The sequence below is a fragment of the Actinomycetospora sp. CA-084318 genome (assembly GCF_050955885.1).
Lineage (GTDB): Bacteria > Actinomycetota > Actinomycetes > Mycobacteriales > Pseudonocardiaceae > Actinomycetospora.
Genome location: NZ_CP192098.1, coordinates 1,727,306 through 1,747,541, shown reverse-complemented (window position 1 = coordinate 1,747,541; position 20,236 = coordinate 1,727,306). Strand labels below are relative to the sequence as shown.

Below are 20,236 nucleotides of genomic sequence, written 5' to 3'. Positions count from 1 at the left end.
GCAGCAGATCGACGTACGTGCGGCGCACGAGTCGCGATCCGGGTCCCGTCACGGGATCACTCTGACACGGCCGGTCCCCCGATCACCAGACCGTGATCGACGAGGCTCCGGAGCCAGTGCCCTCGGAGTGAGCTAGGCAGATGATCATGGCGAGCGCGACGCACTCCGCGTCGCGGTCGGCGTGATCACCTGTCTAGCGTTGCGCCTCCGCTGCCCGGACGAGCCACGCCAGCGCGTCCTCGGCACGGCGCAGGACCGAGATGTGGCCGTCGGCCGGCTCGAACCAGCCCTCCGCGGTGGTCGCCTCGACCAGCCGGCGGCCGTGGGCGCACGGGACCATGCGGTCCTGCCGTCCGTGCACCACCAGGGTCGGCACGTCGCGCGTGGGCTGGAATCCCCAGTCCCGGACGAACGCGAGGTCGTCATCGACGAGCCCGCCCATCCCCTGAGCGAGGGCGGGCCCGACGACCTCGTCGAACCACGACCAGTCACCGGCCAGCGCCGCGTGGTCGGCCGGGGTGAAGACCTCCGGGTCGAACTCCGCCGACGCCTCGAAGCGTTCCTTCACGGCACGTCCTTCCTGCGCGGCCCGCAAGCCGGCGGCGGCCGCGGGATGCATGCCGTCGAACCAGCTCGAGCCGGGCGGCGCGAGGCCGGAGATCGTGGCGACGGCCGTGACCCGGTCCGGCAGCAGTGCCGCACACGCCAGCGCATGCGGTCCGCCGCCGGAATGGCCCAGCACCGCGAACCGGTCGACGCCCGCGTGATCGGCGACAGCGCGCGCCCAGGCGGCGGCCGACGCGACGTCGCGGCCGGGACACTCGCTCGAGCCGCCGTATCCGGGGCGGTCGAACGACAGCCAACGGATCCCCAGGCGAGCCGACGGTGCCGCCAGCGGAGCGGGAGGCGTCCCCAGATTCGGTGTGCCGTGGTGCCAGATCACGGTGGTCCCGCCGGTCCCGCCGGTGTCGTAGACGCGCAGGACGCGACCGTCCGGCAGGACGAGGTCGCTCTCGATCACGCCTCGATCCTCCACTGGACCAGCCGAGCCCGGCGGGTCCTGGCGGGTGGTGGTTCACCGGGACACGCCGGTCCACGACCCGTGCGTCAGCTGTACCAGGTCGGCTGCGGCAGCTCGCCGATCAGCACGTAGCGGCCGACCTCCCGGCGCTTGTAGGCGACCGGGTCGTGCAACGAGTGCGTGCGGACGTTGCGCCAGAATCGGTCGAAGCCCAGCGACGCCCGGGTGGCGCGAGCCCCGGTGAGCTCGAAGATCGCGTTCGAGGCGGCCAGGGCGACGTCCGTGGCGACCGCCTTCACGGCCGCCACCCGGACCTCGTGCTCACCGCGCGCCTGCTCGGTGAGGGCGTCCGGGTCACGGTGGATCTCCTGCTGCTCGAGGGCGACTGCGTCGGCGAGGGCCTCGGCCGCCCAGAGCTTCGCGGTCAGGTCGCCGTAGCCGTCGACGATGTAGGGCTCGTCGGTGGCGCGCTCCTGGCCGCCGTGCAACCACGGGCGCGTGGTGGTGCGGGTGTACTCCGCGGCCGTGTCGAGCGCGCCGCGGGCGATGCCCAGGTAGAAGTTGACGAACACCAGCTGGATCACCGGGACGTTCAGGGTGTTGTAGACCCGCGGCTGGTAGACCTTGTCGCGGAACCCCGCCGCAGCCGCCCACGGCACCCGCACACCGTCGATGGTGACCCCGCCCGACTCGGTCAGGCGCTGGCCGATGTTGTCCCAGTCGTCGTGGTAGACGATGCCGTCCTGCTTCGAGGGCACGATCGCGAAGACGTGGGTGTCGGTCCCGGAGATGACGCCCTCGAGGACGGTCACGTCGGAGACGTTGCTGCCGGTCGAGAACGACTTCTTCCCGTGGTAGACGAGCTCGTCGCCCTCGTCGTGGATCACCACGTCGTCGTCGCGCGGGTTCACCGCCCCGCCGAAGAACCACTGCTCGGCGGTCGCCTGCGTCTCGACGGCCTCGATCTGCTCGGGCGTGCCGACCAGCCGCGCCGCCCAGAACCACAGGTAGTGGTAGCCCAGGAGCTGGCCGATCGAGCCGTCGCCGGCCGCGACCTCCCGGGTCACCCGATAGGCCAGCGGCCACTCCTGCCCGCCGCCGCCCTGCGCCGTCGGGCCCAGGAGCGTGACCAGGCCGGACCGCTTGAGCACCGCCACCTCGTCGTACGGCGTCGCGCCCGCGGCGTCGCGCTCGGCGGCGTCGACCTCCAGGATGCGGCGGACCAGGCGGGCGCGCTCCAACCACTCGTCGGCGGTGCGCGGGGTGGGCAGGGCCGCGAAGTCGGCACCGCGGTCGCGGGCGGCGGTCACGAAGGGCTCGAGTACCTCGGTCATGGGTGTGTCCTTCCGTCAGGGGGTGCACGCGACGTCGGCGCGCGCGGGGACGGGCCGCAAGGCGCGCACGGCGGTGCGGACCCCGGGCCGGGGAGGGCGTGCGGGGACGCCGGGGAGATCGCGCGGACGACGCGCGTGGAGAGGGCGCGCTCAGGGGGCGCCGAGGACCGTCGAGGTCAGGGGCGACACGCGCTGGAGGAGACCAGCAGCAGGTCGACGTGCAGACGCGACGTCAGCAGTGCCGGGATCAGCACCTCGGTCGGTCGGCTCACGGGCCTCACCGAACCGGCACCCCGTGGCCCTGTCAACGGGTCCTGCGCCGGAGAGAGGTCGCGGTCACATCCGCGTCCGCCCGGCTTGCTGCGGCGTCGCCCGGGTGATGACGTTGGCCTCCCGCCGACCCCGCTCCGACGAGGTGAGACCCGTGCCCGGACGCCTGGTGCGCCGCCTGCACGTCGACCTCCAGCGGCGTTCGAGCGCGGCCTGTCCGGGCCGCTGACCGCCCCGCGTCCGGCGCCCGTACCTGACCCTCGACATCCAGGAGCTACCCCATGGCGGACACCACGTACAGCAAGACCGAGATCGTCGGCACCTCGGAGAAGGGCGTCGACGACGCGATCCGCGGGGCCATCTCCCGCGCGTCGGCGACGTTGACGGACATCGACTGGTTCGAGGTGACCGAAATCCGCGGGCACGTCGAGGGCGGCGAGGTCGGCCACGTGCAGGTCACCCTGAAGGTCGGGTTCGCCCTCACCGACACCAAGTGACCGCGAGCGCCTCGTGCCTCCATTGACCCGCCGCCGCCCGCGGAGGACGGTGGAGGACGTGCCGCTCCTGACGCGTCGGCGTCACATCGACCTCGAGCGGGTCTGCTCCGCGACCTGAGCCGGGCCACCGTGCCCACCTGTCGTCGTGAATCCACCGGAGTAGAGCCGTGCCCGTCGAGTTCCTCGGTATCGCCGCTACGAACGACGGATCGGAGACCGGGGCCCGCAGCGGCCCCGCCTTCGACCCCGACTACACCCTGCGCCTCGCCCGCGCCCACGCCGAGAACGGCTGGGACCGGGTGCTGACCGCCTACTCGTCGGGCAGCCCCGACCCGGCCCAGGCCGCCGCGTACATCCTCGACCACGTCGAGGACCTGCAACTGCTGGTCGCCCACCGGCCCAACCTGTCGGTCCCCACGTTCGCGGCGAAGACGTTCGCGACGATGGACGTGCTCGGCGGGGGCCGCGTCACCGTCCACGTCATCACCGGCGGCAGCGACCACGAGCAGGCCCGCGAGGGCGACCGGCTGTCCAAGGACGAGCGCTACGGCCGCACCCGCGAGTACATGCAGATCCTCAAGCAGGCGTGGACCCGGACCGAGCCGTGGGACTACGCCGGGGAGCACTACGCGTTCGAGGACTTCGTCGCCGACGTCCGCCCGCTGCAGTCGCCGCGCCCGAACCTGAGCTTCGGCGGTTCGTCGGCCGCGGCGTACGCGGTCGGCGGGGCGGAGGCCGACATCTATGCGCTGTGGGGCGAGCCGCTCGCGGACACCGCCGAGCAGATTCGCACCGTGCACGCCGCCGCCCGCGCCGCGGGGCGCACGACGATGCCGCGCATCCAGGTCGCGTTCCGTCCGATCCTCGGCGTCACGGAGGAGGCGGCCTGGGAGAAGGCGTACGCCACCGTGGCGCGGATCGAGGAGCGGACGCAGGGCGGCACCGTGCCGCTGACCAACCGGCACCGGCTGCGGGACCCGGAGAACGCCGGCTCCCAGCGCCTGCTGGCGGTGGCCGAGCGGGGCGAGCGCTTCGACCGCGCGCTGTGGACCGTCACGGCGAAGGCGACCGGGGGCGGCGGCAACTCGACGGCGCTGGTCGGTACGCCGGAGACGGTCGCCGCAGCGCTGGTCGACTACTGGGATCTCGGCGTCGACATCCTCTCGGCGCGCGGGTACGACCTGCTCGCCGACGCCGAGGAGTTCGGCCGCGAGGTCATCCCGCTGGTCCGCGCCGAGGTCGCTCGCCGTGAGGCCGAGGGCCGTCCGCGCGGCGTGGACACGCTGACCGCAGCCTGATCCGCCGTCACGGTCTGCGACGACGGTCTCCGGACTACGCCGTGGGACCGGTGCCGACGGCACCGGTTCCTCGACCCTCACCGGCGGTCGACCGCGCGCGGGACGCCGTGGTTCCGGGTCGGTCTGCCCGGCGGCCGTGGCGTCGCGGTCCTCACGCGGTCGGCTGTTCCCGCACCCCCGACCGCACGGCCACCGGGAACACCAGGGCCGCCCACACCCCCACGACCACGCTGTCCCACGGCGCCGGGAGCACCCCCAGCCCGTCGAACGACCCGAGGCCGGACAGCAGGGTCAGCACCACCAGGTGCACCACGAGCCACGCGCCGCGGCGCAGTTCCTCCACCAGCGAGCCCGACCGGTCCCGCCGCCAGAGCACCACGAACAGCGCCACGCCGACGAGCGTCAGCGGCAGCGCCAGGCGCAGGTCGGTGAAGCCCGACCAGTAGACGAACAGCGTCGCGAGCACGAACGACACCGGCGTGATGACCCGCAGCCCCGGGACCCACCCGGAGAGCCGTTCGGGCTCCCGGCGCCGGAACACCTCCGCGGCCACGGCAGCGGCCAGGTAGAGCAGCAGATACAGCGTGCCCATCACCGAGACGATCGACTGCCAGCCGCGGAAGGGCAGCAGGTAGACCACGATCACCGCGAGGTTGAGCAGCAACGCCCGTCGCGGGATGCCCGACGACGGGTGCACCGCCATCAGCGCGCGGGGCAGCAGCCGGTTCTTCGCCAGCGCGTAGGTGTGGCGCGCGTCGACCGCCACCCCGACGAAGGCCGACCCGCCCGGCGAGACCACCGCGTCGCCGTAGAGCACGGCGGCGAGGAACCCGAGGTTCAGGGCGACGGCGAGCTGGCCGAACGGCGACTCGAAGTTCACCCCCTGCCAGCCGGCGCCGAGGGCGTCGTCGGGAACGGCCCCGAGGAAGGCGAGCTGCAGACCGAGGTAGAGCAGCAGCGCGAGGCCGATCGACCCGAGGACCGCGAGCGGGACGGTGCGCTGTGGGTTGCGGGCCTCGCCGGAGAAGTCGACGGGCGCCTGGAACCCGTTGAGCGAGTAGACGATCCCGCCGCCGGCCAGGGCGGAGAGCACCGCGCCCCAGCCGTAGGGGGCGAAGCCGCCGTGGTCGGTGAGCCGGGCGGAGTCGAACCCGGAGGCGAGCAGGAGCACGACGGTCAGCAGCGGGACGGCGACCTTCACGACCGTCACCGCCGTGTTGACCCGCCCGAACAGCTTCACGCCGAACCAGTTCAGGGCCGTCAGCACCACCGAGAGGATCACGGCGAACAGCACGCCCGCGCCGGTCAGCGCGTCGTCGGCGTAGAGCCAGGGCAGGTAGTAGCCGGCGTACTGGACGATCGCGGTGAGCTCGGCGGACGTCGCGCCGACCGAGAGCAGCACCGAGAACCCGATGACGGTGCCGGTGAGCCGCCCGCTCGCATAGAGCGGCCAGCGGACGGTGCCACCGCCCTCCGGGCGGGTCGCGCCGAGCTCCACCATCACCAGCGCGACCAGCGTGACGAGCACGCCCGCGATCAGCCACGCCACGAGGGCGGCGGGACCTGCGATCTGCGCGGCGTAGAGCGCGGCGAACAGCCAGCCCGAGCCGACGATGTTGGAGAACCCGATGGCGGAGAGCCCGCCCACGCCCAGGTGGCGGCGCAGGCGGCCCTCCTCCGCGGCGACCTCGTCGCCGACCGTCGTCGACACGGCCGACGGTTACCCCGTGGCGCGTCCGCCGATGTGATTGCCTGGAGCCATGAGGTGGACCTGGCCCCGGCTCGCGGCGATCGCCGCGGGGCTGTTCCTGGCGGCGGGTGCGGTCACCGTCGCGGTCCTCCCGACGACGCCGGGTGCGGCACCCGTGGCGCCCGCGCTCCCCGCGGCAGGAGCCCCGATCGTGCCCGCAGGGGTCGCACCGACGACGACACCCGTCCCCACCCCCGTCGCTGCCGAGGGCCCCGACCCGACCACCGCGCCGCAACGGTCCGCGGCCCCCGCGGACGACGGACCGCGCGAGGCGCCCCGACCCGCCGTCGGGAAGGGCCCGGCGAAGGACGACGACGGGCCGGGACCGCCCGGCCAGGAGAAGAAGGACAAGGGCACGGGGCCGAAGGACGACGGACCGGGGAAGGGCCGCGGGAAGGACCGCTGAGTATTCCCGCCGACGGGGCGGAGTTGCTCACCTGCACGAACCACGCCGTCGTGGTTACGGTGGCCGGGTGATCGTGCTCGTGTCGCGCCGCTGGCTCGACGGCGTCGGGTCCCCGCCCGGGCAGTAGGAGGTCTCCCCGTCGCATCCGTTCCGACAGGGAGGACCCCGGTGGACGCCCCCACCACGACCGCGCTCGACGATCCGCTGCGCGCCGCGCTCGACGGCCCGCAGGCCCACCTCGCGGTGCGCCGCGGCGACGCCGTGCGCTACCACCCCGACGTCGGGCCGTTCCTCGCGCCGCCGCGCTCGGCCGCGGAGTGGGACGACGCCGCGACGCTCGGCGACGTGCTGGTGATCCGCACGGCCGGGCCGCTCGACGTCCCGGACGGCTGGACGCCCGAGCGCGAGATCCCCGGCGTGCAGATGGTGCTCGACGACGCCGTGCCCACGCCGACCGCGCCCGACCCGCAGCTCGTGCTGCTCGACGACACCGACGTCGACGCGATGCTCGCCCTCGTCGGGCGCACCCGGCCGGGCCCGTTCGCCCGCCGCACGCATGAGCTCGGCACCTACCTGGGCATCCGGGACGACATGCTGGGGCTCGTCGCGATGGCCGGGGAGCGCATGCACGTGCCCGGCGCGTGCGAGATCAGCGCCGTGTGCACGGACCCCGCCGTCCGCGGCCAGGGGCTCGCGACCCGGCTCGTCCTCGCGGTCGCCGCCGGGATCCGGGCCCGCGGCGAGACGCCGTTCCTGCACGCCGCCGCCGACAACACCACCGCCATCCGGCTCTACGAGCAGCTCGGGTTCCGCCTCCGCGACCGCCCGTCGTTCGTCGCCGTCCGTGCTCCGTCGAATCCGGAGGACTCATGACCTTCCACCTCGCCGTCGCCCTGAACGACACCGGCTGGCACCCCGCCGCCCCGGCCGGCGACGTGCTCGACCCCGACTTCTGGGTGGCGCAGATCCAGGAGGCCGAGCGCGGCCTCGCCACCCTCGTCACCCTCGAGGACGGCTTCGCCCGCCGCGGCCTGGACCCGGTGCTGATCGCGCTGCGCGCCGGGCCGGCCACCTCGCACGTCGGGCTGGTGCCGACCGTGATCGCCACGCACACCGAGCCGTTCCACGTGTCGACGCAGATCGCGACGCTGGACTGGGTCACCGCCGGGCGCGCCGGCGAGCGGATCAAGGTGTCCGGCGACCCGGCCGAGGCTGCGCTGTTCGGCCGCCGCGACCCGGCGTCGGAGACCCGCGAGACGCTGTTCGACGAGGCGGCCGACCACGTCGAGGTGCAGCGCCGGCTCTGGGACTCGTGGGAGGACGACGCCGAGATCCGCGACGCCGCCACGAACCGCTTCGTCGACCGGGACAAGCTGCACTACATCGACTTCGTCGGCTCGCACTTCGCCGTCCGCGGCCCGTCGATCACGCCACGCCCGCCGCAGGGGCAGCCGATCGTCACCGCGCTCGCGCACGTCGACACCGCCTACCGGCTCGCCGCCCGCTGCGCCGACCTCGTGTTCACCACGCCGGACGGCGTCGGACGGGACGGGCCCACCGGCGACGCGGCGGCGACGCTGCGCGGGGTCCGCTCGGCGGAGGCGGAGATCGGGCGGACGGAACCGGCCCAGGTGCTCGGCGACCTGGTCGTCCTCCTCGACGACGACGCCACCGCGGCCAGCACCCGCTGGACCCGCCTCGACGGCGAGCGGACGCTGCGCTCGGACGCCGACGTCTTCGCCGGGACCGTCGACCAGCTGGCGACGAAGCTCGAGGGCTGGGCCGCCGCCGGCCTCGGCGGGGTGCGCCTGCGACCCGCCGTCACCGAGCACGACCTGCCCCGCATCACCCGCGACCTCGCGCCGGAGCTGGCCCGCCGCGGCCTGACCCGCACCGCCTACGAGGTGGACACCCTGCGCGGGCTGCTCGGCCTGGAGAAGCCCGCCGACCGCTACGCCGGAGCCGTCCGATGACCCAGAAGAAGCAGATCCACCTCGCCGCGCACTTCCCCGGTGTCAACAACACGACGGTCTGGAGCGACCCGGCGTCGGGCAGCCACATCGAGTTCCCGTCGTTCGAGCACTTCGCCCGGTCCGCCGAGCGCGGCCTGTTCGACTTCCTGTTCCTCGCCGAGGGCCTGCGGCTGCGCGAGCAGGGCGGGAAGATCTACGACCTGGACGTCATGGGGCGCCCGGACAACGTGTCGATCCTGCAGGCGATGGCCGCCGTGACCTCCCACATCGGGCTCGCCGGCACCGTGAACTCGACCTTCAACGAGCCGCTCGACGTCGCCCGCAAGCTCGCCTCGCTGGACTTCCTCTCCCGTGGGCGGGCCGCGTGGAACGTCGTCACGAGCTGGGACGAGTTCACCGGCGAGAACTTCCGGCGCGGCGGCTACCTGCCCAAGGAGAAGCGGTACCTGCGGGCGAAGGAGATGCTCGACGTCGCGAAGCAGCTGTGGGACACCGACGGTGGCGACTTCGACATCCACACCGACCAGTTCGACATCACCGGCCGCTTCCCGCTCCCCCGCAGCCCGCAGGGCCACCCCGTGATCATCCAGGCCGGGGACTCCGAGGAGGGCCGGGAGTTCGCCGCCGAGTCCGCGGACGCGATCTTCACCCGGCACGCCGAGAAGCAGGCCGGCATCGAGTTCTACGCCGACGTGAAGGCCCGGCTGGCGAAGTTCGGGCGGCGCGAGGAGGACCTGAAGATCCTGCCCGCCGCGACGTTCGTGCTCGGCGACACCGAGGAGGAGGCCGCCGAGAACGCCCGGCAGGTCCAGTACCAGCAGGTCTCCCCCGCGACGGCGATCGCGTTCGCCGAGCAGGTGTGGAACCGCGACCTCTCCGAGGTCGACCCCGACGGACCGGTCCCGAGCTTCGACCCGGTCACCGAGAACGACGTCGACTCCGGCCAGCACTTCTCCAAGGGCCGCGCGAGCGTGCGGCAGTACCGCGACCCGGTGGCCACCGCGCAGGAGTGGCGCGAGCTCGGCGAGGCGAAGGGCTGGTCGCTGCGCGAGGTGGTGATCGCGAAGAACGGGCGGCACACCTTCGTCGGGACGCCGGGCCGCGTCGCCGAGACGATCGACGACTTCGTGCAGTCGAACGCCTCCGACGGCTTCGTCCTCGTCCCGCACATCACGCCCGGTGGGATGGACCCGTTCGTCGACCAGGTGGTGCCGCTGCTGCAGGAGCGCGGCTCGTTCCGCACCTCCTACGAGGGGACGACGCTGCGCGAGAACCTGGGGCTGTCGCCGGTGCGGGCGCTGTCGCAGTCGTGAAGCTGCTCGATCTCGTCGGCGGCACGCCCCTGGTGACCCTGGGTTCCGGGGTGCACGCGAAGCTCGAGTACCTCAACCCGGGCGGCTCGGTGAAGGACCGCGCGGCGCTGTCGATGGTGCTCGACGCCGAGGCGTCGGGAGCGCTGCGCCCCGGCGGGACGATCGTCGAGGGCACGTCGGGCAACACCGGGCTCGGGCTCGCCCAGGTCGCGGCCGCCCGCGGCTACCGCATGGTGTGCGTGCTGCCGGACAAGACCGCCGTCGAGAAGCTCGACGCCCTGCGGGCCTACGGCGCGAAGGTGGTGCTGACGCCGTCGGCGCTGCCGAAGGAGCACCCGAACCACGTCGTCGCCTACGCCGCGCGGATCGCCCGGGAGACCGACGGCGGGTGGTGGGCCGACCAGTACGGCAACCCGGCCAACCCCGCGGTCCACGTCCGGACGACGGGCCCGGAGATCTGGGAGGCCACCGAGGGCCGCGTGACGCACTTCGTCGCGACGATCGGCACCGGCGGCACGATCTCCGGGACCGGTCGGTTCCTCAAGGAGGCCTCGGACGGGCGCGTGCAGGTGATCGGCGCCGACCCCGTGACCTCGTCCTACAACGGCGGCGACGGCTCGCCGTTCGCCATCGAGGCGGCCGGGCACTACGTGCACCCGCAGACCGTCTCCGACCCGTGGCCGGACTCGTACCACCAGGACGTCGTCGACCGCGTGGTCGCCGTGCCGGACCGGGACTCGATCCATGCCTGCCGGACGCTCGCGCGGACCGAGGGACTGCTGGTCGGCGGCTCGTCCGGAACCGCCTACGCGGTGGCGTCCACGGTGACCGGCGACTGCGTCGTCGTGCTCCTCCCCGACTCCGGGCGCGCGTACCTCTCGAAGTACCACTCCGACACGTGGTGCCGTCGGCAGGGCTTCCTCGACGGCGAGCTCTCGGCGTTCACGTCCGACGTGGTCTCCGTGCCGGTCGGGACGCCGGTGGCGGAGGCGCGGCGGGTGCTCGCGGAGTCGGGTCAGCCGGCACTGCCGGTCGTGCTCGCGGGACGATCCGACCGGTTCCCGCCGGCTACGGGCGAGGTGCTGGCGCTGGTCACCGCGGCTGAGCTGTCGGGTTCCGGGACGGTGGGGCCCGCTGCGTCTCCGCCGATGGGGCTCGGCGTCGGCGAGTCGGTGGCCGATGCCCTGGAGCGCTTTCCCGACGGCGGATGTGCGCACCTCGTGCGGGACGGTCGCCTGGCGGGCGTGGTCACTCGGGAGTCGCTCGTCCGCTGACGGCGTTCATGATCACCAGAACGAGGAGGATTCGGAGCCACTGCGTCCGGATCGTCCTCGTTCCGGTGATCTTGAACTGACGAGGTCGCGGATCCGAGGCGTGAGCGTCCGGATCCGCTACATCTCCGGACAGGCCGTACCTTGGCCTGCCGTGACCGAGCGACCCGACAAGCACCACCCGTCGTCGTGCCGGCTGGAGACCCAGGCGGTGCACGGCGGCAACGCCGTCGACCCGGGCACTCGGGCGATCCGCACGCCGCTGGTGCTGGCGAACTCGTACGCGTTGCCGGAGGACCCATCGTCGCTGTCGTGGTCCGGGTTCGACACGCCGCTGTACACGCGCAACTCCGGGGTCAACCAGATCGCGCTGCAGCGCAAGCTCGCGGCGCTGGAGCACGCCGAGGACGCGGTCGTCCTCGCGTCGGGCGTCGCGGCGCTGCACGCGGTGTTCTTCAGCCTGCTGCGCACCGGCGACCACGCGGTGATCTCCGACGTGACCTACGAGGCCACGTTCCGGCTGTTCCGCGACATCCTGCCCGCGCGGTACGGCGTGGAGGCGACGTTCGTCGACACCTCCGACCCCGAGGCGGTCCGCGCCGCGATCCGGCCGACGACGAGGCTGGTGCACACCGAGGTCGTCGCGAACCCGACGACGCGGGTGTGCGACATCCCGGCCGTGGCCGCGATCGCGCACGAGGCCGGCGCGCTGCTGTCGGTCGACTCGACGTTCACGCCGCCGCCGCTGTACCGGCCGCTCGAGCACGGCGCGGACCTCGTCGTGCACTCGCTGACGAAGTTCGTCAACGGCCACGGCGACGCGATGGGCGGCGCCGTCCTCGGCGCGACGGAGCTGCTCGACCCGATCCGGGCGGACGTCATGATCGACGTCGGCGGGGTCATCTCGCCGTTCAACGCCTGGCTGATCGCGCGCGGGGCGATCACCCTGCCGCTGCGGCTGCGCCAGCACCTGGCGTCGGCCCAGCGGGTGGCCGAGTTCCTGACGATGAGGCCCGAGGTCGCCTACGTGGCCTACCCCGGCCTGCCGTCGCACCCGCAGCACGACCTCGCACGGCGGCTGTTCGACGGCGAGCCGCCCGGCGCGGTCATGGCGTTCGCACTGGACGGCGACGCCGACGCGCAGAACCGGTTCGTCGCCGACCTGCGCGTGATCACGTCGGCGGTGTCGGTGGGGCACGACGAGTCGCTGATCGTGCACGTCGGGCCGGACGGTCCCCGGGCCGCGCACTGGCCCGAGGAGTTCCGGCGCTACGGGCACCTGCGGCTGTCGATCGGCCTCGAGGACCCCGACGACCTGATCGCCGATGTGCGCGGAGCGCTCGTGAGTACTCATCCGTGCCGGGACACGGATTAGTACTCACAGGGCGGAGCCACCTCCGGGGCGGAGGCGCTCCCAGTTGCCGTGCCCGATCGCGTCCTTCTCGGCCTCGGTGAGGTCGGCCTCCTCGAGGAAGCGACGTGCGGCGCCGCCGGAGTTGTCGATGAACGGGTGGTCGACCGCCGTCATGACCCGCTCGACCCCGACCAGCTCGATCGTCCAGCGCAGCATCCGCGGCACCGTCAGCCCGCTGCCGGTGTAGGAGACGTTCTCGCGGAAGTAGTCGGCGACCGGACGGCGCAGGTCGGTGCCGAACCGGCCGGACACCGCACTGATGCGGTCGAGGTAGAACAGCACCACCTCGCCCCAGTGCCCGACGATCAGCTGCAGCTGCGGGTGCCGGTCGAACGCGCCAGCGAGGATGAGGCGCAGCACCTGCATGCCGGTCTCGTAGTGCCAACCGATCGCGGGCCCGGCGAGCGCTGCGTCCGTCGCGGGGTCGAAGCCGCTGTAGTAGACGTCGCGGACCTCGTCGACCGGCTGGTGCGGGTGGACGTAGATCGGGGCGCCGAGCTCGGCGGCGGCCGCCCAGATCGGCTCGTTGCGCGGGTCGTCCAGCCGCACCGGCCCGGTCCGGCCGTGGATCATGGCGCCCGCGAGACCGAGCTCGGAGACGGCGCGGCGCAGCTCGACGGCCGCGGCCTCCGGGTCCGGGGTGGGCAGCGTCGCGAACCCGTCGAAGCGGTCGGGGTGCGCCGCGACGGCGGCCGCGATCGCGTCGTTGGCCCCGCGCGCCAACGGCACCGCCCGCTCGGCCTCCAGGTTCTGCACGCCCGGGGCGGTGAGCGAGAGGACCTGGACGTCGATCCCCTGGTCGTCCATCGCCGCCAGCCGGCCCTCGCCGACGTCGAGCAGGGCCTCCCCGGCCATCGTCATCATCGACGCCACGTCGTCCCGGTCCCGGTCCGTGCCGGGGGCCGTCCGCCACGCCTGCGCGACCTCCGGCGTGGCCAGGTGCTCCTCGAGAGCGATGAGCTTGCGCATGCTCACCATCGTGCTCCCGAGCGCGTGCGGTCGCTGCGTGGGTAGGGCTGTCCCCCTCCCGACGTCGGGTCGTACCCCGGTGGTCCGGGGGTCCGCACGATCGTTGCGCCGCGCCGATCGCGACAGGCTTCTCCCATCACCGAGACGGGGTCACCGCGGCCCCGGGACACACCAGGAGCCCCGCGATGACGACCTACTCCGACCCCCGCGCCGTCCACCACCACGCCGCCCAGCAGCACCGGGGCCCGCAGCAGTTCGGCCCGCAGGGCTTCCCCGGACAGCAGTTCCGGGGCCCCGTCCCGCCGCCGCCCGCCGCGCCGCTGCCCCGCAGGCGCCCGGTCGCCGGGAAGATCGTCGCCGGGCTCGTCGCGGCCGGACTGGTGGTCGGCGGTGCCGGCGCCTGGTTCGCCCTCTCCGGGGCCTCCTCCCCCGCCGTCCAGGCGACGAGCTTCGCCGGGGCGAACCCGACCACCGACCCCTTCGGCACCGACCACGCCGAGGTCGCCACCGTCGCCGCCACCGGCGAGCAGAGCGGCGACACCGCCGGCCTCTACGCCGCCACCACCCCGCCCGCCTGCGACGACGCCGCCTTCCTCGCCCAGCTGCAGGCCGACCCGGCCAAGCTCGCCGCCTGGGGCGGTGTGTTCGGCCTGCAGGCCGCCGACGTCCCCGCGTTCGTGAACTCGCTGTCGCCGGTCGTGCTCCGCGCCGCCACCAGCGTCACCGACCACCCGTTCCGGGAGGGCGCCTTCGTCGAGGAGCCCGTCGTCCTGTCCGCCGGCACGGCGGTGCTGGTCAACTCCTACGGCGAGCCGACCGTCAAGTGCTTCAACGGCAACCCGCTCACCCCCGGCGCCGCCGCCTCCGGGGCGATCACCGTGGTCCCGACCCAGCGGGTCATCACCCAGTACCGCTTCACCAGCATCGACAACAGCCGCGTCGTCGTCATCGCCGGCAAGCCGGACCCGAAGCCCCAGCCCGGTCCGAACAAGCCCGGTGGCGGCACCACGACCACCCCGGCGAAGCCCGACCCGGTGCTCGTCGCGAGGGCCGCGGAGGCGAAGAAGGCCGCCGAGCAGGCCCGCAAGGACGCCACCGACTCCCGCGAGCGCGCCGACAGCCTGGCGATCAACGCCAAGGTGTTCCGCTCCGAGGCCGACCGCCTCGCCGGCCTGCGCACCGCCGCCGAGCAGCGGGCCACCGCCGCGAACACCGCGGCCGTGGCCGCGCAGAACGACCTCGCCGCCGCCCTGCGCGCCTTCCCGCCGAACCCGGCCCGGGTCGCCCAGGCACAGGCCCGGCTCGCCGCCGCGAAGTCCGAGCAGGTCGGCGCCGCCACGGCGCTGATCAAGGCCGGCAACGACGCCCTCACGGCCGACCAGGAGGCCGACACCGCCGAGAGCCAGCTCAAGAACGCCGAGTCGAAGGCCCGCAACGACGAGAACGTCGCCAAGGCCGCCGAGGAGGCCGCGAAGAAGGCGGAGGAGGAGGCCGAGGCCTCGGCGACGAAGCCCGCCACGAAGCCCGCCGACGAGCCGGAGGACCCGAAGGCCCCCGAGGCCCCGGAGGCCCCGAAGGCCCCCGGCGCCGACGAGAAGGCCCAGACCGTCGCCGGCACCGGCACCACCACGAGCACCGCGACCTGCCCGGTCGGCACCACCGCCACCGTCTCGCCGGTGACCGACCCCGCCGCGCAGTGCACCGCGGAGCCCACGAAGCCGGAGCCCGCCACCACGTCCTCGACCGGCTCGACCGGTTCGACCGGCAGCTCCGAGAGCACCGAGGGCGGTTCCCCGGAGTCGAGCTCGTCGGAGAGCGCCTCCGAGACCTCGTCGCAGGAGAGCACCGACAACTGATCACCGACACCGGAGCCCGGCCCCACCCCAGGTGGAGCCGGGCTCTCGTCGTGTTCGACGAGCACCCTCGGTGGTCCCGGGCCCGGCCCGAGCACCGAGGGTGCTCGCTGATCTCCGGCCGCGGGGCGCACCTCTCGGGTTGCAGGACCCCGGCCGGTTCCGCACGATCGCAGACATGCTCCGGGGCTGGTTCCTGACGTGGCGTCGCCACGTGGACCTCATGCGCCTCGACGCGACGACCTGTCGGTAGACCCGCCGACCGTCGTCGCCCCATCACCTGCGCGGAGCGCACACCATGACCATCGTCCCGCACTGGTTCCTGCCGACCTCCGGGGACGCGCGCGGCATCGTCGCGCGTCGCCACGCCGACCGCGGCGACATCGGCGACGCCTCGCGCGGCGCCGACATCGACTACCTCGCCCAGGTCGCGCGGGCCGCCGAGCACCTGGGCTTCGTCGGGGTGCTCACGCCCACCGGGTCGTTCTGCGAGGACGCCTGGATCACGACGGCGGCCCTGCTCCGGGAGACCCGGCGGTTGCGCTACCTCGTCGCCTTCCGGCCCGGCGTCATCTCCCCCACCCTCGCGGCGCAGCAGGCGTCGACCTACCAGCGCATCTCCGACGGCCGGCTGATGCTCAACATCGTCACCGGCGGCGACGCCGTCGAGCAGCAGCGCTTCGGCGACTGGGCCGACCACGACGCCCGCTACGCCCGCACCGACGAGTTCCTGACGGTGCTGCGGGGTGCCTGGGGCGCGGAGCCGTTCGACGTCGACGGTGAGCACTACCGCGTCGTCGGGGCCTCCACCTACGCCCCACCGGACCCGACGCCGCCGATCTACTTCGGCGGGTCCTCGGACGCCGCCCTGCCGGTCGCGGCCCGGCACGCGGACGTGTACCTGACGTGGGGCGAGCCGCCGACGGGCGTCGCCGAGAAGATCGGTCGGGTCCGCAAGCTGGCCGACGAGCTCGGACGGCCGATCCGGTTCGGCATCCGCCTGCACGTGATCACCCGCGACACCGCCGAGGAGGCGTGGGCGCAGGCGCAGCGCATGCTCGACGCCCTCGACCCCGCGGCGATCGAGCGCGCGCAGGCCGCGCTGCGCACCAGCCAGTCGGTCGGGCAGCAGCGGATGCTCGCCCTGCACGGCGGGTCCACCGACTCGTTGGAGATCAGCCCGAACCTGTGGGCCGGGGTCGGGCTGGTCCGCGGCGGGGCGGGGACGGCGCTGGTGGGGAGCCACGAGCAGGTCGCCGAACGCATCGCGGAGTACCACGAGCTGGGGATCGACGAGTTCGTCATGTCCGGCTACCCGCACCTCGAGGAGGCCTATCAGTTCGGCGAGGGCGTGCTCCCGTTGCTGCGCTGACCGAATGTTTCCCCTTCGAGACCTCCACTCCCTCCGAGATCCGGTAGTGAGGATCGTGACACGGAAGAGGGAGGACAGACCGTGGACTCTCTTCTTGTCGCGATCGTCCTGTTCGCGCTCCTCGCAGGCATCGGCTGCTTGTTCGCTCTCATCACCATGCGGATCGGCGATCGATCCCTCGGTTCCGCACGAGTCGACAGGCAACGTGCTCTCGAAGAGACTCTCGCTGCCGAGTGGCTCCGTGTTGGACACCTCATCCGGTCACGACCGGAACTCGCCGTCATCGAGGTCGGACGGACATACCAGCGCGCCCGGCGCGGCTCGAAGGCCTTCGTGCGGTGGATGGACTCCGGAAGTCAGCAGGACACCTGGTTCTGGCACGACTCCTGGCCTGAGGGCGCGTTACTGGTGGTCAGCCCTTCGGTCGGGTGGGGGCCGCACAACCGGAATCCGGAAGTTCTCTACCTGGAGAAGGAGCGGGTGATCCGGAGCGTCGATCGCAGAGCCCCCGCAGCGGCAGCGGCGGTGGAGCGCCGTCGACGTGAGCAGCACCGGGCGGGCGAGGCCGCGTGAGGCCTGCACGCCAGCACGGCGGGCCACATGAGCCGCTACCAGGTGGTGCCTCGCTGACGTACCGGCATGAGCACGTCCAGGGTCAACCGACTGCTGCACTTCCGGCACACGAGTCCGAGACCGCTCGACGACGCGGGAGCGGTCGGCCTTCTCGCGCGGCGACCTGGAGCCTTCGATCGTTGGCGAACGTGTGACATCGGCCGAGGTCCCGGACCGCTATTCGGTGTGACAGACCTGTGTACGGCCTCGACATCGGTTGCGCCCCACTGGTTGACTGAGCGCATGGGTCGGGATCTCGTGCGTCGTCTGCACGTCGACCTGTGCCGTGTGCCGGCGATGGGCTGTCGCCCCGCCGCCGCGCTCGTCTGAGCACGTCACACCCCGGCGGTCGAACCCGCCGTCCCCGCCGCGCGTACGTCCTCCCCGACGCGCGCCGCCAGCACCCCGGTCCGCGTGGGCCGGGATACGTCCGAACCCTCCAGGAGAGACACCAGCATGGCCATCAAGCCCAAGGAGACCGTCGTCCCGTTCGCCGTCCACGGCGAGGGCACCGGCGTCTACCAGACCCTCACCGCCGGCGGCGAGGGCGGCCACGTCTTCCACACCGACGCCTACCCCGCGTTCGGCGGCCAGGACTCCGCCCCGAGCCCGCTGTTCTACGCACTCGGCGCCCTGACCTCGTGCAACCAGGTGACCGGCAGCCTCGTCGCGAAGGACCTGGGCATCACGGTGACGAACTGGACCTTCGACATCGTCGGTGACCTCGACACGGCCGTGCTCGTCGGCGGCGCCGAGGGCAACGCGAACTTCGACCGCGTCGAGGTGCGCGCGACGATCGAGACCGACGCCACGGAGGAGCAGTTCGCCCAGCTCGTGTCCGAGACCGAGCGCCGCTGCCCCGTCACGCAGCTGTTCAAGCGCAGCGGTCTCGAGTTCGAGAACACCTGGACGCGCGTCGAGGCGACCGCGAACGTCTGATCCCGACCCCCACGAACGGGCCGCTCGTCAGGATCGACCGTGACGAGCGGCCCGTTCGCGCCTCGTCGTCGTGAAGGAGATGCCCGTGCTCGAACTCGACGCCGACGTCCTGGTCGCCGGGGGCGGTCCCGCCGGCACGTGGGCGGCGCTGCGGGCCGCCGACGCCGGGGCCGACGTGGTGCTGGTCGACAAGGGCTGGTGCGGGGCAAGCGGCGCGACGGCCGCGTCGGGCACGAGCATCTGGTACGTCGACCCCGACCCGGAGGCCCGCGAGACCGCGATGGCCGCCCGCGAGGGTCTGGGCGGGTACCTGTCGGACCGCGGCTGGATGGCCCGCGTCCTCGACGAGACCCACGCGGGCGTCGACGAGCTCGCCGACCGCGGCCGCTACCCCTTCCCCCGCGACGACGAGGGCCGCGAGATCCGCCGGGGCGTGCAGGGGCCGGAGTACATGCGGCGGATGCGCGCACTGGTCCGCCGCGCCGGGGTCCGCATCCTCGACCACTCCCCCCTCACCGGCCTGCTCACCAGCGCCGACGGCCACGTCGCGGGGGCCGCGGGCACCCGTCGTCAGGAACACGAGGACTACCGCGTACGGGCGGGTGCGGTGGTGCTCGCGACCGGCGGCTGCGCCTTCGGCAGTGGCGCGCTGGGCTGCGACGTCGACACCGGCGACGGCGCGCTCGCGGCGGTCGAGGTCGGCGCGCACCTCTCGGGCATGGAGTTCTCCAACGCCTACGCGATCGCTCCGGTGCACAGCTCGGTGACCAAGACCGCCTACTACAGCTACGCGAGCTTCTACCGCGCCGACGGCACGGTCCTCGAGGGCGCGGGCAGCACCCGCGGCCGGTCGGTGATCGCCCGGACGCTGCTCGACGAGCCGGTCCTCTGCCGCCTCGACCACGCCGGCCCCGCCGAGCAGGCCGCCATGCGACGCGGCCAATCCAACTTCTTCCTGCCCTTCGACCGGGCCGGTCTCGACCCCTTCCGCGACCTGTTCGAGATCACGCTCATCGCCGAGGGCACGGTCCGCGGCACCGGCGGCATCGCGCTCACCTCGCCCGACTGCGCCACCGGCGTCCCCGGTCTCTACGCCGCGGGCGACGTCACCAGCCGCGAGGACATCTGCGGCGGCTTCACCGGCGGCGGCAGCCACAACGCCGCCTGGGCGTTGTCGTCGGGCAGCTGGGCCGGGCGGGCAGCGGCCGCCCACGCCCTCGCCCGCTCCAGGCCCGTCCCGACGACGAGCCATGCTGCGGTCGGGCCCGGACGCACACCGGCGCGCGACGTCGTGGCCGCGGTACAGGCGGAGGTCCTGCCCTATGACAGGAACCTGATCCGCCACGGCGACCGGTTGCGCCCCGCCCTGGAGCGGCTCGACGACGTCTGGGCGACGGTCCGCGAGGGTCTCGACGGCGGGTCGTGGCGCGTGCGCGAGGCCGCCGCGATGACGGCGGTCGCCCGGTGGATGTACACCGCCGCCCTGGCCCGGGACGAGTCGCGCGGGATGCACAAGCGGGAGGACCGCCCGGGCACCGATCCCGGCTGGCAGCGCCGGATCCCGGTCGGCGGCCTCGACGAGGTGTGGGTGGCCGCGTGATCGAGCTGCTGTCCACCACGCGCTGCATCGGGTGCGACCGGTGCGTCGACGTCTGCCCCACCGACGTCTTCGACCGGGTCCCCGGCGCCGTCCCGGTCGTCGCGCGCCAGGGCGACTGCCAGACCTGCTTCCTGTGCGAGGCCTGGTGCCCGGTCGACGCGCTCTGGGTCGCGGCCGAGCGCACGCCGCTGCCGACCCCGCCGGCCGAGGACGAGGTGCCCCTCGGGAGCTACCGCGCCGCCCTGGGGTGGGGTCACGGCCGCACCCCGGGCGCGCGCGTGGCGATCGGACCGCCGCTCATCCACGAGCCCGGCGACCCACCCGGGCCGCCGCTCGTGTGACCC

At 73.5% G+C, this 20,236-nt stretch carries 18 protein-coding genes; 14 read left to right on the top strand and 4 right to left on the bottom strand.

Annotated features, from left to right (window positions below; translation table 11 throughout):
- Positions 1-193: 193 nt before the first annotated feature.
- Entirely contained in the window at positions 194-1,021 is an 828-nt protein-coding gene (locus ACQPYX_RS08555; RefSeq protein WP_433802467.1) for an alpha/beta fold hydrolase, read from the bottom strand.
- 86 nt (positions 1,022-1,107) lie between these two features.
- A complete protein-coding gene (locus tag ACQPYX_RS08550; RefSeq protein WP_433802465.1) occupies positions 1,108-2,355 on the bottom strand; it encodes an acyl-CoA dehydrogenase family protein in 1,248 nt (415 codons plus the stop codon).
- 551 nt (positions 2,356-2,906) lie between these two features.
- On the opposite strand from ACQPYX_RS08550, the gene ACQPYX_RS08545 reads away from it, so the two are divergent.
- Both ACQPYX_RS08545 and ACQPYX_RS08540 read left to right on the top strand, forming a co-directional pair.
- Positions 2,907-3,122, top strand: coding sequence for a dodecin (locus ACQPYX_RS08545; protein ID WP_433802464.1), 216 nt, complete (start codon positions 2,907-2,909; stop codon positions 3,120-3,122).
- A 167-nt stretch (positions 3,123-3,289) separates the two neighbouring features.
- A complete protein-coding gene (locus ACQPYX_RS08540; RefSeq protein ID WP_433802463.1) occupies positions 3,290-4,420 on the top strand; it encodes an LLM class flavin-dependent oxidoreductase in 1,131 nt (376 codons plus the stop codon).
- Positions 4,421-4,571: 151 nt separating this feature from the next.
- On the opposite strand, the gene ACQPYX_RS08535 is transcribed toward ACQPYX_RS08540, so the two are convergent.
- A complete protein-coding gene (locus ACQPYX_RS08535) occupies positions 4,572-6,131 on the bottom strand; it encodes an APC family permease (RefSeq protein ID WP_433802462.1) in 1,560 nt (519 codons plus the stop codon).
- A 49-nt stretch (positions 6,132-6,180) separates the two neighbouring features.
- Between ACQPYX_RS08535 and ACQPYX_RS08530 the strand changes: the two genes are divergently transcribed.
- The 6 genes from ACQPYX_RS08530 (at position 6,181) to ACQPYX_RS08505 (ending at position 12,508) form a co-directional block, all read left to right on the top strand.
- Positions 6,181-6,576: a hypothetical protein gene (locus tag ACQPYX_RS08530; RefSeq protein WP_433802461.1), complete on the top strand. Its 396-nt coding sequence runs from the start codon at positions 6,181-6,183 to the stop codon at positions 6,574-6,576.
- Positions 6,577-6,744: 168 nt separating this feature from the next.
- Complete coding sequence (locus ACQPYX_RS08525) at positions 6,745-7,449, top strand: GNAT family N-acetyltransferase (protein ID WP_433802460.1); 705 nt, start codon at positions 6,745-6,747, stop codon at positions 7,447-7,449.
- Positions 7,446-8,549, top strand: a complete 1,104-nt coding sequence (locus ACQPYX_RS08520) for an LLM class flavin-dependent oxidoreductase (protein WP_433802459.1) — start codon at positions 7,446-7,448, stop codon at positions 8,547-8,549. Before ACQPYX_RS08525 ends, ACQPYX_RS08520 begins: the two co-directional genes overlap by 4 nt.
- Positions 8,546-9,862 (top strand): LLM class flavin-dependent oxidoreductase, encoded by a 1,317-nt coding sequence (locus ACQPYX_RS08515; protein ID WP_433802458.1) that lies wholly within the window; start codon positions 8,546-8,548, stop codon positions 9,860-9,862. The genes ACQPYX_RS08520 and ACQPYX_RS08515 overlap by 4 nt, the downstream gene beginning before the upstream one ends.
- Positions 9,859-11,136: a pyridoxal-phosphate dependent enzyme gene (locus ACQPYX_RS08510; RefSeq protein WP_433802457.1), complete on the top strand. Its 1,278-nt coding sequence runs from the start codon at positions 9,859-9,861 to the stop codon at positions 11,134-11,136. Before ACQPYX_RS08515 ends, ACQPYX_RS08510 begins: the two co-directional genes overlap by 4 nt.
- A gap of 151 nt (positions 11,137-11,287) precedes the next feature.
- Positions 11,288-12,508 (top strand): trans-sulfuration enzyme family protein, encoded by a 1,221-nt coding sequence (locus tag ACQPYX_RS08505; protein WP_433802456.1) that lies wholly within the window; start codon positions 11,288-11,290, stop codon positions 12,506-12,508.
- Positions 12,509-12,511: 3 nt separating this feature from the next.
- Here ACQPYX_RS08505 and ACQPYX_RS08500 read toward each other — a convergent pair whose 3' ends face one another.
- Positions 12,512-13,516, bottom strand: a complete 1,005-nt coding sequence (locus ACQPYX_RS08500) for an amidohydrolase family protein (RefSeq protein WP_433802455.1) — start codon at positions 13,514-13,516, stop codon at positions 12,512-12,514.
- Between the two features lie 185 nt (positions 13,517-13,701).
- Here ACQPYX_RS08500 and ACQPYX_RS08495 point away from each other — a divergent pair, with 185 nt between their 5' ends.
- From ACQPYX_RS08495 to ACQPYX_RS08470, 6 genes are all read left to right on the top strand, one after another.
- Positions 13,702-15,372 (top strand): DUF6777 domain-containing protein, encoded by a 1,671-nt coding sequence (locus tag ACQPYX_RS08495; RefSeq protein WP_433802454.1) that lies wholly within the window; start codon positions 13,702-13,704, stop codon positions 15,370-15,372.
- 295 nt (positions 15,373-15,667) lie between these two features.
- Positions 15,668-16,741, top strand: a complete 1,074-nt coding sequence (locus tag ACQPYX_RS08490; protein WP_433802453.1) for an LLM class flavin-dependent oxidoreductase — start codon at positions 15,668-15,670, stop codon at positions 16,739-16,741.
- Between the two features lie 81 nt (positions 16,742-16,822).
- Complete coding sequence (locus tag ACQPYX_RS08485; protein WP_433802452.1) at positions 16,823-17,314, top strand: hypothetical protein; 492 nt, start codon at positions 16,823-16,825, stop codon at positions 17,312-17,314.
- 495 nt (positions 17,315-17,809) lie between these two features.
- Entirely contained in the window at positions 17,810-18,292 is a 483-nt protein-coding gene (locus ACQPYX_RS08480) for an OsmC family protein (RefSeq protein ID WP_433802451.1), read from the top strand.
- Positions 18,293-18,377: 85 nt separating this feature from the next.
- Positions 18,378-19,892 (top strand): FAD-dependent oxidoreductase, encoded by a 1,515-nt coding sequence (locus ACQPYX_RS08475; protein ID WP_433802450.1) that lies wholly within the window; start codon positions 18,378-18,380, stop codon positions 19,890-19,892.
- Complete coding sequence (locus tag ACQPYX_RS08470) at positions 19,889-20,233, top strand: 4Fe-4S dicluster domain-containing protein (RefSeq protein ID WP_433802449.1); 345 nt, start codon at positions 19,889-19,891, stop codon at positions 20,231-20,233. Before ACQPYX_RS08475 ends, ACQPYX_RS08470 begins: the two co-directional genes overlap by 4 nt.
- The last annotated feature ends 3 nt before the right edge of the window (positions 20,234-20,236 follow it).